This window comes from Elusimicrobiota bacterium (genome assembly GCA_016722575.1).
GTDB lineage: Bacteria > Elusimicrobiota > Elusimicrobia > FEN-1173 > FEN-1173 > JADKIY01.
In genome coordinates this window covers 498,607-511,385 of sequence record JADKIY010000001.1, presented here as the reverse complement: position 1 = coordinate 511,385, position 12,779 = coordinate 498,607, and the positions used below count along the sequence as shown (strand labels likewise).

Sequence of the window (12,779 nt, the reverse complement as noted above, 5' to 3'; positions counted from 1 at the left end):
GAAGAGGGCGGGCCGGGTGGACGTCACGACGGCACCGCCGGAACATACACCGTCGTCTCCGCCGGCAGATCGGCGGCCCTCAAATGGAAAACGGCGTCGGGCAATTCGACGATATTCTTAAATAGTTTGAGGAAAGGCTCAAGGGGATCGAATTCGAAAAAACGCACCCGGGCGTTGCCGTAGTGCATGGGGACCACGACCCGGGGACGGAGGAGGTCGATCAATCGACGGGCGCCCGCGGCGTCCACGGTGGTCCGACCGCCGACCGGAACGAAGAGCACGTCGATGCCTTGGAGGGCCTCCCGCTGGTCTGGGCGCAAATCCGCCTGGCCGATGTCCCCCAGGTGCGCCAGGCGCAGGCCGCCCATGGACCACACGTAGATCCGGGTGGGGCCGTTTTTCCGGCCGCCCTCGCCGTCGTGGTCGGCGAGAATCCCCGTCACTTCGATGCCGGCCACCGTGTTCACACCCGTGGCGCGCAACACCGCGTACGCATCGGCGTGTCGAAGATGATTGTGGTCAAAATGGTCGTGGGTGATCAACACGGCGTCCGGGCGGACCCAGTGGAAATCGTAGCCGATGCTTTCGTCGAACGGATCGATCAGGAACAAACGGTGGGCGCTGTCCTGAAAAGAAAAGCACGCGTGGCCGAGCCACGACACGGTGAGCCCGGCGTCCGGATCGCCGGGACCCTTGACCTCGGCCCGGGGCACGCAGGCGGCCGTCAACCCGACGAAAAGGACGGCCCACCCCCCCCGCCACCCGCGGGCGCCCGACCGGGGCGGCCGTGGGGTCATCGGTCCGCCAGGGCGCGGGCCGCGTCCCGGGCGTGGTAGGTGATCAACAAGTCGGCGCCGGCGCGTTTTAACGACGTTAAAATTTCCAGAACCGTGCGTTTCTCGTCGATCCAGCCCTTGGCCGCGGCGGCTTTGACCATGGCGTATTCGCCGGAAACGTTGTAGGCCGCCAGGGGCGCGTCGAAACGTTCGCGCAACCGTCGGAGAATGTCCAGGTAGGCCAGGGCGGGCTTGACCATCAGGACGTCGGCGCCTTCGTCCAAATCCAGGGCGGCCTCCCGAAGGGCTTCCCGGGCGTTGGCCGGGTCCATCTGGTGGGTGCGGCGGTCGCCGAAAGCGGGAGCGGATTGGGCGGCGTCCCGGAAGGGACCGTAAAACGCCGAAGCGTATTTCACCGCGTAGGCCAGAACGCCGACGTTCGTCCGGCCGGCGGCGTCCAAGGCGCGGCGAATGGCGGCCACCCCTCCGTCCATCATGCCGGAGGGGGCCACCCAGTCGGCCCCGGCTTCGGCCTGGGCCCGGGCCGTTTCGCCCAACAGATCGAGCGTCGCGTCGTTGTCGATCACGGCGTCGGCCCCTTTATTGCGAACGACGCCGCAGTGGCCGTGGTCGGTGTATTCGCAGAGGCACAGGTCCGTCGCCACCAACAGATCGGGCAGGGCGTCTTTGAGGGCCCGCACGGCCCGTTGCACGATGCCGTCGGGCGAATAGGCGTCTTTGCCCAGGGGGTCTTTCCGGTCGGGCAATCCGAAGAGCAGAACCGCGGGCACGCCGAGGCGCGCCGCCTCCCGGGCGTCCTTCACCGCCTGATCCACGGAAAGCTGGAAAACGCCGGGCATGGACGACACCGGCCGACGAACGCCCCGGCCGGAACGGACAAACAGAGGCCAAACGAGGTCGTCCGGCGACAGCCGGGTTTCGCGGACCAAACGCCGGGCGGCGGCGCTGTTTCGAAGGCGGCGGGGGCGGGTGGTCGGAAACGCCATCGTTTTATTTCGAAAGAACCAGAATCTGCCCTTTGACGTGGGCCGGGTGCAGGTGGCAGCTGGTTTCAAAGAGGCCGGATTCGGAGGCGACGAACTCGACGGTTTGGGGCTCGCCCCGGGGAATTTCCACCTTCACGTTGAACGCCGGGATGGTGAAACCGTGGACGGCCGGATCATCGGGGACGTTGTTGATGAGGGTCAATTTGACGTGGTCGCCTTTTTTGACGATCAAGGGGTTGGGAAGCCAAATCACGTTGCCCTGGTATTTCACGTTGACCAGGGTCAAGGCCCGGTCCTCGGCGCGCAACAGGGCGCCGGCGGCGGCAAAACCCGACAGGATCAGCACGAATCGAACGAATCGTTTCATGGACGTTTCTCCTTGGACCCACCGAACCATCGGAAGGAACGCGCGGAAGGCGCCCGACCATTATATCCCTTTCCCGGGACGGAAAAGGGACCGGGGGGTCTCAGCTTTTCGAGGTCCGAAGAAGGCGGAGCATGGCCGGATGGAGGTGCCCGTTGGACGCCAGTGTTTGGCGGGTGTCCGACAATCGATAGGGCCGCCCCCGAAAATCCGTCACCCGCCCCCCCGCTTCCTCCACCAGCAAAAGCCCCGCGGCGGCGTCCCAGGGCTTGAGGTTAAATTCCCAATACCCGTCAAAGCGGCCGCAGGCCACCTGGGCCATGTCCAAAGCCGCCGCGCCCAGCCGGCGCAGTCCCTGGGTTCGCTTCATAAATTTCTCCACGAAGGAAAGATAAAACCGGGCTTTTTTGTAGCGATCGTAGGGAAACCCCGTGACCAACAGCGCGTCCAAGAGCCGCCCGGTGGCGGACACCCGGATGCGCCGCCCGTTCAAATGAGACCCCCGGCCCCGGGCCGCGGTGAAAAGCTCCCGGCGGTAAGGATCCAGGACGCCGCCCAACACCACCCGCCCGTCTTTCTCGAGCCCGATGGACACGCAGGAAAGGGGAAGCCCATGGGCGAAATTCACCGTGCCGTCCAAGGGATCGATGACCCAACGGTATCGCGACGCGGCGATCCGCTCGCCGGATTCCTCCATCAGAAACCCGTGATCGGGGAACGCTCCCCGGAGCACCCGAAGAATGGCCCGTTCGGCCGCGCCGTCCACGGACGTCACAATGTCCACGAGGCCCTTGTGGGACACGGTGAAGCGTCGGCCGAAGCCCCGGCGAATCACGCTCCCCGCCGCGGCCAGGGCCCGGCGGAGGGCGGTTTCCAGACGGGCGGCGGAAGGCGCGCTCACGGCCGCTCCCGACTTCGAACCAAAGCGTCCACCAGGGATTCCACCGTGGCCCCCAAAGCGGTCACGGCCGGGCGCACGCCCAGGGACCGCAGCGCGGCGGTCGTGATGGGCCCGATGGAAGCGGCCCGGGTCCGTTTGAAAATCTTGGCGCGTTCCGCGGCCGACAGTTTCCCCAGGAGGCCGTGGGCGGTGGAAGACGACGTAAAGGTCACGGCGTCGAACGCGCCCCGACGCAACCGGGCGCGGACGTCCGGCGAGGGCGGGAGGAGGCGGGTGCGGTACACGGGCCAGAGGACGACCCGGGCGCCGGCTTTTTCGAGGAAATCGATCAACACGTCCCGACCTTCCGCGGCCCGGGGAAACAAAAAGGATTTTCCCCGGAGATTTTTCCCCAGAATCCGGGCCAACCCCTCCGCCCGAAATTCCTCCGCCGCGCGGGTCACGGGCCAGCCGGCGGCCCGCAGGGCTTCCGCCGTTTTGGGCCCCACGGCGTACACCGGGACGCCCCGGGGCCAGGGGCCGCGAAGGCGCGTCGCGGCGGCGCGCACCGCGTTGGCACTCGTAAAAAGGGCTCCGTCAAAATTGGACAAGGAACGCAGGGCCCGCCGAACCGCCGCCGACGGCGTCAACGGCTCGATTCGGATCGCGGGGGCTTCGGCGACCCGGGCCCCTTTTTCCTCCAGCAGGGCCGTCAGCCCGCTCGCCTGGTCGGCGGCGCGGGTCACGAGGACCGTCCATCCGAAGAGGGGCCGCCGCTCGAACCAATTGAGCCGGGGCGACAGGGAAACGACCCGGCCGAACACCATCGTCGCCGGCGGCTGAAGCCCGGCGGCCCGAACCCGGGCGACGATGTCGCCCAAGGTCCCGCGCACCGACCGCTGGCCGGGCAAGGTGCCCGAAGCGATCCCGGCGGCCGGCGTGGCGGCCGGCCACCCGGCGCGGCGCAATTCTCCGACGATTTCCTTCAAGCGGCCCAGGCCCATCAACACCACCAAGGTTCCGTCCCGGGGAATTTTTTCCCAGGCCACCCGGGGCGGCCGACGACCGTTTCGCTCTTTTCCCGATTCCCGCAAGTACGGATTCGGCTCGCCGCCGTGACCCGTCACGATGGTGACGGTGGAAGCCAACCCCCGGTGGGTGAGGGGAATCCCGGCCGCCGCGGGAACGGCGCCGACGGAAGAAACGCCGGGAACCACCTCAAAGGGAATCCGGGCCCGGGCCAAAAACGCGGCCTCCTCGCCCCCCCGACCGAAAAGATACGGGTCGCCGCCTTTGAGGCGCACGACACGCTTCCCGGCCCGACCCAGCCGCGCCAACAATCGATTGATCGCCGTTTGGCGCATGAGCACCCGGCCGTGGCCGCGCTTGCCCGCGTCGATCACCGCCGCGCCCTTTCGGCAATGGGCCAGCAACCGGCGGTCCACCAGGGCGTCCAAAACGACGACGTCGGCCTCGCGCAAAAGCGCCGCGCCCCGCAGGGTCAGAAGATGGGGATCCCCGGGTCCCGCGCCCACCAAAAAAACGCGTCCCGTTCTCACGGCGCCTTTTCCCGTCGGCGCTTGAGCCACGCTCGCCAGGCGGCGTCGGCTTTGGCGCCGAAGTAGTTGCCGCCCCGGCGCGCCCAGGCTCGAAGGTCCTCCGGGTCGTCGATTTTTCCGTCAAGGATTTTGGTGAGGATTTGCTCCAACGTGGTCGCGAACCCGATTTCGGGGTCCTGCACGGACCCGCTCATGGGCACCACAAAAGACAGGCGATCGACGACCAAAACGTCTTTCAGCCGTTTGACCGACAGGCCGAAAAGTTTTTTCTTGGCCCCGGGATCCACGCGCAGGTCTTTGATTTCCACCAAATGGCTGGCCGTCAGTTGATCGCCGCGGATCGTGAATTGGGTTTTGACGTCGAGCCGCCCCGAGAGAATTTGCAGTTCGGGGTCCCGGCCCCAGATCCGGTAAAGGGCCGGCAGGGAAAGATCGCGCATTTGGATTTCCCCTTCGAGGGCGGCGGGGGAAAAGGGCTCCTGCAGCGTCGCGTGGGCGGTCACGGCGCCCGGGTCCTCGGGGAGGACGCGCCCCCGCCCGTCCAGCGTCAGGACCGATCGTCCGTCCGTTCCGGGATCGGACCGAACCAGACGGAGGTCCCAGCGATCAAAGGTAAATCCCCCGTCCGCGAGCGTCCAGGTCGCCGAACCGTCGGTCACGTTCCATTCCCGGACGGCCCAGGGCAAGGTCGGCGGGTGAAAACCGGCGCCGCCTCCCGCGGGCCCGCCCCAACGGAGCGCGGGGCGTTCGAGACTCAAAACGGCCACGGGCCCGGCTCCCGAAAACAATTCCGCCACGGGGGCCGAAAGAGTCACCGCGTCCACCGTGCCTTGAAGGCCGCCGGAACCCCGAAAGCGCAATTGACGCAGGGCCGCCCGCCCGCGCCACAAATCCAACGTCGCTCCCTCAAAACCGGCGACGCGATCGTCGGTGAAGACAAAACGCCGAAGGCCCCGCTCGAACCCCAAGGACAGTCGGCCGTTGACATAATAAAGCCCGGCCAGAACCCCGGCCAGGGCCAGTAAAAAGCCGACGAAGAGGCCGGTCGAAAAAGCTTTCGCGCGGGCCGGGGGTTGGAGAGGAGTCGGGGCGGGGGCGTTCACGGGGAGGACCGAGGCCGGGAGGTCCGCGAACCCGTTATTCGTGACCGCAAATGTTTTTGGAATCGACGGACAGTCGGCCGTCGGCGGCGGGGAAGAATTTACCCCGGACGCTCAAAAAATCGATCAATTCTCCGGCCGTGAGGTTTGACGCGGAGCAGGTGTGAAATCGCGCCCCGGGGCCGAAACGTTCGGCGATGGCCCGCTCCCATTGGGCCCGGGGGAATCCGGCGGGCGCGGCCGCCATCAGGCGCATGACTTCGTGTCCGTGGATCGATTCCGGCATGGGCGCTTCTTTCAGGCCACCGTTTCCTTCAAAATGTCGCCGGCGCCTTTTTCCAGAGCCCGGGCGGCCAACAGATTCCCGAGCCCCAAGGGGTCCGCCAGAGGGCCCTGGTCCTTCACCCGGACGAGCCGTTGCCCATCCACGCTGATGACCAGGCCGTCCATCACCAGCCGGTTGCCGTCGCTCCGGGCGTGGGCCGCGATGGGGACGCGGCAACCGCCGCCCAGTCCGGCCAAAAAGGCCCGTTCCGCCGTGGCGGCGCGAAAACTCATGTCGTGGCTCAGGCGTTTCACCCAGCCCGCGGTGGCGTTGTCCCCCTCGCGGATTTCAATGGCTATGAACCCCTGGCCGGGGGCCGGGAGCATGATTTCCAGGGGGATCACTTCGGACACTTCCTCGGCCCGGCCCAACCGGCGAACCCCGGCGTAGGCCACGACCACGGCGGTGAATTCGCCCTCGGCCACTTTTTTAAGGCGCGTGTCCAGGTTCCCCCGGGTGTCTTGAACCCGGATATTTTTTTTGACCGCCCGGATTTGGGCCTGTCGGCGCAGGGAGCTGGTGCCGACCACGGAACCGGAAGGCAGTTCCAATAGCTGTTCGCCGAATCGGGACACCAGGCAGTCCCGGGGATCTTCGCGCTCCAGCACGGCGCCCACCGTGAGCCCCGGCGGAAATTGCGTGGGCAAATCTTTCAGGGAATGGACCGCCAAATCCACCCGTTTGTCCAGAAGCGCTTCTTCAATTTCCTTGGTGAAAACGCCCTTCCCGAGGTTCGCCAGGGACGACTCCGCCATTTTGTCCCCGGTGGTCTTGATGATTTGAAGCTCGACGCGCAGATCGGAGGACAGGGCCTCCAGCCGGGCTTTGACCATTTTCGATTGGGCCAGAGCCAGCGCGCTGCCGCGGGTGCCGAGGATCAATTGGGCCACGAGACGATCCCGCCTTTCGCTTCGGCCGCCGCCGGGGGCGCCGCCGCCCCGACCGGGGCGTGGCGCAGGGTCGCCGTGTCGCCCGAGAGCCAGGCCCGGTACCAGGCCGCGAACTCGCTCGTCTTGCCGTCCACCAGACCGTCGGCTTTTTGAATTTCGTCCCGCCGCTTGACCAGGCTTTCGGCCACCAGCGATTCCAAATCGTCGACGTTGTAGAGGTAGGTGTTTTCCAAATCGTTGACCGAGGCGTCCACGTCCCGGGGGACGGCGATGTCAATTAAAAAGAGGGATTTCCCCCGGCGTTGCTCCAAAGCCCGGGCCACGTCGCTTCGGGTGAGGACGACGTCGGGGGCGCCGGTGGAACAGAGAACGATGTCGGCTTCCACCAACCCTTCCGCCCGCCGATCGAAGGGGATGGCCCGGCCGCCGAATTGGCGGGCCATGGTTTCGGCTTTTTCGCCGGTGCGGTTGGCCACCAGGAGGTCGGCCACTTTTTGGGATTTGAACGCCCGCACCGCCATTTCGGCCATGGGGCCGGCGCCCAACACAAACACGCGGCTGGTCGACAGATCGCCGAAAATCCGCTCGGCCAGGGCCACGGCCAGGCTGGGGACCGACGTCGGCCCCTCGGAGATTTTCGTGGCGGTCCGCACTTTTTTCCCGATATAGATGGCCCGTTGAAACAGCACGTTGGTCAATTTTCCGGTGGACCCGGCCCGCTGGGCCAAATCGTAGGCGCGCTTGACCTGCCCCAGAATTTCCGACTCGCCGATCACCAGGGAATCCAGGCCCGCGGCCACCCGAAACAGGTGCCGCACGGCCGCTTCGTCCTCCAAGCTGTAGAGGCTCTCGTCCAGGGTTTTATCGAGGTGAAGGCCCGACAGTTCTTTTCGCAACAGGCATTCCGTCTCGCCGTCATCGGGGGCGACGGCGTAGACTTCCACCCGGTTGCAGGTGGAAAGCACCACGGTTTCCACGGCGCCCGCCTGGTTTTTGATCGACTCCACCAACACCGGGAGGCGCCCTTCGGGCACCGCCAAGCGCTCCCGCCATTCGACGGGCGCGGTGCGGTGGGAGAGACCGACCAATCGAAGCTTCACGGGGGCGTTCCCCCGCTCTGCAGAAATCCGTGCAGCCGGGAAAAGAAACTCACGCCCACGTAGGTGAACAGGACGACGCCGAAACCGGCCAAGGACAAATAGGCCGTCCGCCGGCCGCGCCAACCCACGACGTAGCGGAGAACGATGTAAGCCAAATAGACGCCCCACATGATCAGGGACCAAAGCACCTTGGGGTCTCCGGCCCAGCCCGGCCCCCCAGCGGCGCGGGCGCCCCCCGCGCCCAGGGCGAGCCCCACGGTCAAGGCGGGAAACCCGATCAAAACGATGTGGGCGATCAACCGGTCCATGACTTCCAGGCCCGGAAGGCGGTATCCCAATTCGGTGGGACGGTGGGATTTGATTTGGCGTTCGCCGATCAGGTAGGCGAGACCGATGCCGAAGGCGTTGGCGAAGGCCGCGTAGGCCAGGAAAATAAGGGGCACGTGGACGGCGGTCCAGAAGGTCGGTGCGATGTCGGGTTGGCGCCGGGTGGCGTCGGCGATTTTTAGAAAATCCTCAACGGAGGCGAAGGGACAGCGGGGACTGGCCAGAAAAGCCTGGGTGAGGGCCAGGGTAAGCAGGAAGACGGCCAGCGGGAGAACAAACACCCCCAAAATGGAGACCGGGGCGCGGTATTGGGCGAAGAGGTAGATCAGCACGATCAAAAGCGCGAAGAGCGACAGGCTGGCGAACCACTGGCTCCAAAACGCGTATCCCACGTGGCCCGGCCGGTGCGTTTCCGCCCAGAGGCCCACGCCCAGGCTCGTCGTGTGCAGGACAGCCGCCCCCGCGAGCACCCGGTGGCCGAGGGCCATCAGAGGGTCCCGTCGGGTCAACGCGTAGACCACGGCCAACACCAGGGCGGCCGCGTAGCCCAAATAGCCAAAATCGAACAGCAAAGCTTCCCAACGTTGCACGCGTTACTCCCGAGGCACGGATTTCAAAATCATTTTCTTGTACCGCCGGACGGCGGCGGCGCCGGATCGCCGAATTTCCGACAAGGCCCCTTCCGACACGAAACACGAAAGCAGTTCCCGCCGCTCGGCCATGGGCAGGCGCCGGAGGGCGGGCCGAAGACCCGCCAGGAGGCGCCCCAGTCGGCCGATTTCCGGACCCAGCATGGCGCGGACTTTCCCGCCGACAAACTTGGCCAAGGCGGGGCTTTGACCGCCGGTGGACACCGCCACCGTCACCGGTCCGCGCCGGACCACGGAGGGAACGATGAAATCGCAAAAAGCGGGCCGATCCACCACGTTGACCCAGACCCGCCGCCGACGGCAAAGAGAGGCGATGCGGGCGTGAAGGGCTTCGTCGTCCGTCGCGGCCACCACCAGCCAGGGCCGCCGGAGGCCGGCCGGAATGTCCCCGGGCCGAAAAGCGCGTTCGAGCCGCCGAAGACCGGCCATTCGACGGAATTCGCCCCGAAATCGCGTGGCGACCACCGTCACCCGCGCGCGGGCGGCCGTCAAATCCCGGGTTTTTTGAAGGGCGACCGCGCCGCCCCCCACCACGAGGCACTCTTTGCCGGACAAATCGAGAAAAGCGGGAAAAAAGCCCATGGCTTTAACGATCGCACGGCCCCTGGACGGGAAGGGCCGCGGCCCCCCCGGGGCGAGCGCCGTCCTTGGAGCTCCGCGAGCGACCGGTTTCCATGAAAAACCATAATACCAAAAAACCCCCGGGGGGAAACCCCAATACCCGACGGAAATATATAGAATTGGGCTTCCATGGCCAAACAAACCCTGAACGATCTTTTGCGCTTGATGGCCCGGCTCCGGGCCCCGGGCGGTTGCCCCTGGGACCGGCGCCAAACCCACAAAAGCCTGGTGCGTCACTTAAAAGAAGAATCCGCCGAAGTGGCCCAGGCCATCCGGAAAAACGACACCGAAAACCTCTGCGAGGAACTGGGCGACCTGCTTCACCAAATCGTCTTCCACGCCCAACTCGCCCGGGAAAAAAAGCGATTCACCATGGCCGACGTGGTCGACGGCCTTTGCCGAAAAATCGTCCGTCGGCACCCCCACGTCTTTGGAAAAAAGAGAATCAAAAGCGTCAAAGAAGTGATGGTCCAATGGGAAGAAATCAAGCGTCGCGAAAAAGCCCGAAAAAAGCGTTGAAGGGCGGCCCGGTCCGGGCGGTCTTCTTCGATGCGGGGAACACCCTTCTGCGCGCCCACCCCTCCGTGGGGCACATCTACACCCGCGCCGCCCACCGGCACGGTCTTCGCCTCCCCGTGGCCTGGGTGGAGGAACGCTTTCAAGCCGCCTGGCGGGACCGCCACCGCCACACCCTGCCCAAAAACGACAACGCCGAGAAACTCTGGTGGCGGAAGATGGTCCGTCGAGTCTTCGGCGGCCGCTTCGCGCCCCGGGCCTTCGACAACTTTTTCAACGACCTCTACGGCCGCTTCGCGCACCCCCGCCACTGGCGTCTTTTCGACGACGCCCTCCCGACCTTGCGCGCCCTTCGACGCCGGGGGTTTCGGCTGGGCATCGTGTCCAATTGGGATTCACGGCTGGTGACTTTGTCTGAAAAAATCGGCCTGACGCGGGAAGTGGAGTTTTTGATGGTGTCGTCCGTGGAGGGCGTGGCCAAGCCGGACCCCGCCATTTTCGAGCGGGCCCTCGCCCGGGCCGGGGTCGCCCCCCACGAAGCCCTGCACGTCGGGGATTCCCTGCGGGAAGACTACCACGGCGCCCGCGCCGCGGGGCTGTCGGCGCTGCTGCTGGAACGCCACGGGACGGGTCCCGCGGGAATTTCCACGATTCAATCGTTGGAGGGTGTTCTTCGCCACGCCGGGCCAAAGCCCGCTCCCTTCCGTTGAATCGATTTTTCCCGCTTCGACCGATCGCGTCCGCCTTGCCGATCGCTTTCGGCCTGGCGGCAAGCCTGGGATCGCTCCCCCTGGAGGCTCGAATGAAAAGCGTTGAAATCTCCTTTTCGGCGTCCCCCCGATTCGAACTGGTGGGAATCGTCCAATACACCGGCGCGGTATATTTGAACGACCTCCCTTTGGTCCGTTTTGATTCCCGAAAATCGGCCAGCCTTCAGGTTCCCCTTTCGCCCCTTTATTTCAAAAAAGGCCTCCAAGCCCTCCGAATTCAATTGGATTCGCCGAGCCTCGGCCTCCCCCTGGACGAAAAAAAATTCAATCTTCGATGGGCCGGGTTTCAGCCCGGCGTTTTTCCCGCGCTGACGGAGGAAGAGACGACACGGCCGAACCCCTTCGGCGAAACCCCGGTCTGGGGGAAGGAAATCCTAAAAATCACCGCCAAGGATTTCAACGCCCACGGCGAAGCCCGGGCGGAGGGCGGGGTCTGGAACGGAACCTCGGCCCTGGACGGCCTGGACGTTCTCGTTTTAAACGAGGAAACCGCGGCCGACGCCGGCGCGTTCATTGCCCGGGTCCGACAAGCCCTGCAAACGGGGGACGCCGATTTCCTTTGGGAGGTTTTGAGTTTCAAAATCCATTCGGGGATAACCCCGACCGTTCCCGACGCCGGGCCGGCGGTGGAGGAGGAGCGGCAGGACCTGGTGGCGCGAACGCGGGCGCGTCCGACCCAACCCGGATTTGAAATGCTCCCCTGGCCGACCCCGACGTTGCGGTTTCGCTTGGCGGCCGATCAAAAAATCCTCGTGGTGGAGGAAAACAATCCCGTGATTCGTTGGAAAACGGGAAAGGGTCCTGAGGCGCGGTTCCCTTTTTTCTTGGCGAAGAAGGAGAAAAAGTGGATTTTGTTTTAGGGCCCGGCGTCCCGGGGAAAGAGATGCCGTCGCGGTCAACCCGGGCGCCTCAATGATTCCGGCGGTCGTCGGCGCGTGCGCGTCCCGCCGTCTCGCGCGCTTTGTTCTCCCGCTCCTCTGTTGGGCGGCGGGGCTCGGAACGGTCAACGCCTTAACGCCATTGCCGGACGTTTCGTCCGACTTCTTTGCGGGCGAATGGTATGGAAACGGAGAGCACGGCGCCGCTTGCTATCTTTCGCTGAACGCCGACGGTTCGGGGGCGGTGTTGATCGACGGCGGGTCCGGGGATTGGCTCGGCGCCGGCCTCCAATGGCGAAACGAGCGGCAAACGCTGCGGGTCCTTAAAACCCTCCCGGTATCCGCCGCGCCCCGGGAACGTCTCGGGCCCTTGGAGACTTTCGTCTTGACCACGGGATTGAACCAATCCCTTCGGCTGACGTGGAGCGGCCAATCCAACGGCTGCCAACTGCAAAAAATCGAAACGGCGGCCCGCCAACTGGCCCGGGCCCGGGAGGCCCTCCGGTCCCTCGGGCCCCGGGAGAAACGGCGGTGACAGACGGCGATCGGCTCCGGTCCGCCGTCCGGCTTTCTTGGCTCTTGGTCGGAGGCCTCTGGGGTGGCTGGGTGGGCGGCGGGGCTTATCGAACGCCCGACAACGCCGACAGCTTTGGGACTTTTTTCGCCTATGGGTTTGTCTTTTTCGCGGCGGGCGTCGGACTTCTTCTCGGCCTGGGGCTGGGCGCTCTGATCGGCGGAGGGGCCGAAAAACTCCTTCGCCGCCTTGGAGCGTCGGTCGCCACGGCTTTGCTGTTGGCGACCCTGGCGAACGGTTTGGCCCTGTGGGGGATCGCGGGATTTGTTCCCCGGGCGGTTCCGGGAATTCGCGCCGACCGAGAAACAAAAGAGTCCGGCGATTCGCGCCCGCGAATGGGGCCGCCCCGGGAAGACCCCTGCCGCCAACCGCCCCCCGAGAACCCCCGGGAACGGAAACGGTGGGACGAGGAATGCCGATAAGGGGACGAGGGCGGCGGGAC

At 65.6% G+C, this 12,779-nt stretch carries 16 protein-coding genes; 5 read left to right on the top strand and 11 right to left on the bottom strand.

Translation table 11 applies throughout. The features are described from left to right. Nucleotides 1-23 precede the first annotated feature (23 nt). The 11 genes from IPP68_02365 to IPP68_02315 form a co-directional block, all read right to left on the bottom strand. Nucleotides 24-797: an MBL fold metallo-hydrolase gene (locus IPP68_02365; GenBank protein ID MBL0349205.1), complete on the bottom strand. Its 774-nt coding sequence runs from the start codon at nucleotides 795-797 to the stop codon at nucleotides 24-26. Further along, nucleotides 794-1,783 carry a porphobilinogen synthase gene (gene hemB, locus IPP68_02360; protein ID MBL0349204.1) on the bottom strand — a complete coding sequence of 330 codons (990 nt, stop codon included), beginning with the start codon at nucleotides 1,781-1,783 and terminating at the stop codon, nucleotides 794-796. The genes IPP68_02365 and hemB overlap by 4 nt, the downstream gene beginning before the upstream one ends. 4 nt (nucleotides 1,784-1,787) lie before the next feature. Continuing rightward, complete coding sequence (locus IPP68_02355) at nucleotides 1,788-2,150, bottom strand: cupredoxin domain-containing protein (protein ID MBL0349203.1); 363 nt, start codon at nucleotides 2,148-2,150, stop codon at nucleotides 1,788-1,790. A gap of 100 nt (nucleotides 2,151-2,250) precedes the next feature. Next, nucleotides 2,251-3,024 carry an inositol monophosphatase gene (locus IPP68_02350; protein ID MBL0349202.1) on the bottom strand — a complete coding sequence of 258 codons (774 nt, stop codon included), beginning with the start codon at nucleotides 3,022-3,024 and terminating at the stop codon, nucleotides 2,251-2,253. 20 nt (nucleotides 3,025-3,044) lie between these two features. Then, the gene (gene cobA, locus IPP68_02345) at nucleotides 3,045-4,586 is read right to left on the bottom strand and encodes a uroporphyrinogen-III C-methyltransferase (protein ID MBL0349201.1); all 1,542 of its coding nucleotides are present in this window, start codon (nucleotides 4,584-4,586) and stop codon (nucleotides 3,045-3,047) included. Then, on the bottom strand, nucleotides 4,583-5,689 hold the full coding sequence (locus IPP68_02340) for a DUF748 domain-containing protein (protein MBL0349200.1): 1,107 nt from the start codon (nucleotides 5,687-5,689) through the stop codon (nucleotides 4,583-4,585). Before IPP68_02340 ends, cobA begins: the two co-directional genes overlap by 4 nt. Before the next feature lie 34 nt (nucleotides 5,690-5,723). Continuing rightward, nucleotides 5,724-5,972 carry a YecH family protein gene (locus IPP68_02335; protein MBL0349199.1) on the bottom strand — a complete coding sequence of 83 codons (249 nt, stop codon included), beginning with the start codon at nucleotides 5,970-5,972 and terminating at the stop codon, nucleotides 5,724-5,726. An 11-nt stretch (nucleotides 5,973-5,983) separates the two neighbouring features. Next, nucleotides 5,984-6,901: a hydroxymethylbilane synthase gene (hemC, locus tag IPP68_02330; protein MBL0349198.1), complete on the bottom strand. Its 918-nt coding sequence runs from the start codon at nucleotides 6,899-6,901 to the stop codon at nucleotides 5,984-5,986. Then, entirely contained in the window at nucleotides 6,889-8,001 is a 1,113-nt protein-coding gene (locus IPP68_02325; GenBank protein MBL0349197.1) for a glutamyl-tRNA reductase, read from the bottom strand. The genes hemC and IPP68_02325 overlap by 13 nt, the downstream gene beginning before the upstream one ends. Beyond that, complete coding sequence (gene ccsA, locus IPP68_02320; GenBank protein ID MBL0349196.1) at nucleotides 7,998-8,918, bottom strand: cytochrome c biogenesis protein CcsA; 921 nt, start codon at nucleotides 8,916-8,918, stop codon at nucleotides 7,998-8,000. The genes IPP68_02325 and ccsA overlap by 4 nt, the downstream gene beginning before the upstream one ends. 3 nt (nucleotides 8,919-8,921) lie before the next feature. Continuing rightward, nucleotides 8,922-9,560 carry a bifunctional precorrin-2 dehydrogenase/sirohydrochlorin ferrochelatase gene (locus tag IPP68_02315; GenBank protein MBL0349195.1) on the bottom strand — a complete coding sequence of 213 codons (639 nt, stop codon included), beginning with the start codon at nucleotides 9,558-9,560 and terminating at the stop codon, nucleotides 8,922-8,924. A 168-nt stretch (nucleotides 9,561-9,728) separates the two neighbouring features. Here IPP68_02315 and IPP68_02310 point away from each other — a divergent pair, with 168 nt between their 5' ends. The 5 genes from IPP68_02310 (at nucleotide 9,729) to IPP68_02290 (ending at nucleotide 12,759) form a co-directional block, all read left to right on the top strand. Next, on the top strand, nucleotides 9,729-10,118 hold the full coding sequence (locus IPP68_02310; protein MBL0349194.1) for a MazG family protein: 390 nt from the start codon (nucleotides 9,729-9,731) through the stop codon (nucleotides 10,116-10,118). Then, nucleotides 10,115-10,825 (top strand): HAD-IA family hydrolase, encoded by a 711-nt coding sequence (locus IPP68_02305; protein ID MBL0349193.1) that lies wholly within the window; start codon nucleotides 10,115-10,117, stop codon nucleotides 10,823-10,825. Before IPP68_02310 ends, IPP68_02305 begins: the two co-directional genes overlap by 4 nt. Before the next feature lie 92 nt (nucleotides 10,826-10,917). Continuing rightward, on the top strand, nucleotides 10,918-11,745 hold the full coding sequence (locus IPP68_02300; protein MBL0349192.1) for a hypothetical protein: 828 nt from the start codon (nucleotides 10,918-10,920) through the stop codon (nucleotides 11,743-11,745). A gap of 52 nt (nucleotides 11,746-11,797) precedes the next feature. Next, nucleotides 11,798-12,298, top strand: coding sequence for a hypothetical protein (locus tag IPP68_02295; protein MBL0349191.1), 501 nt, complete (start codon nucleotides 11,798-11,800; stop codon nucleotides 12,296-12,298). Beyond that, entirely contained in the window at nucleotides 12,295-12,759 is a 465-nt protein-coding gene (locus tag IPP68_02290; GenBank protein MBL0349190.1) for a hypothetical protein, read from the top strand. Before IPP68_02295 ends, IPP68_02290 begins: the two co-directional genes overlap by 4 nt. Nucleotides 12,760-12,779: the final 20 nt, after the last annotated feature.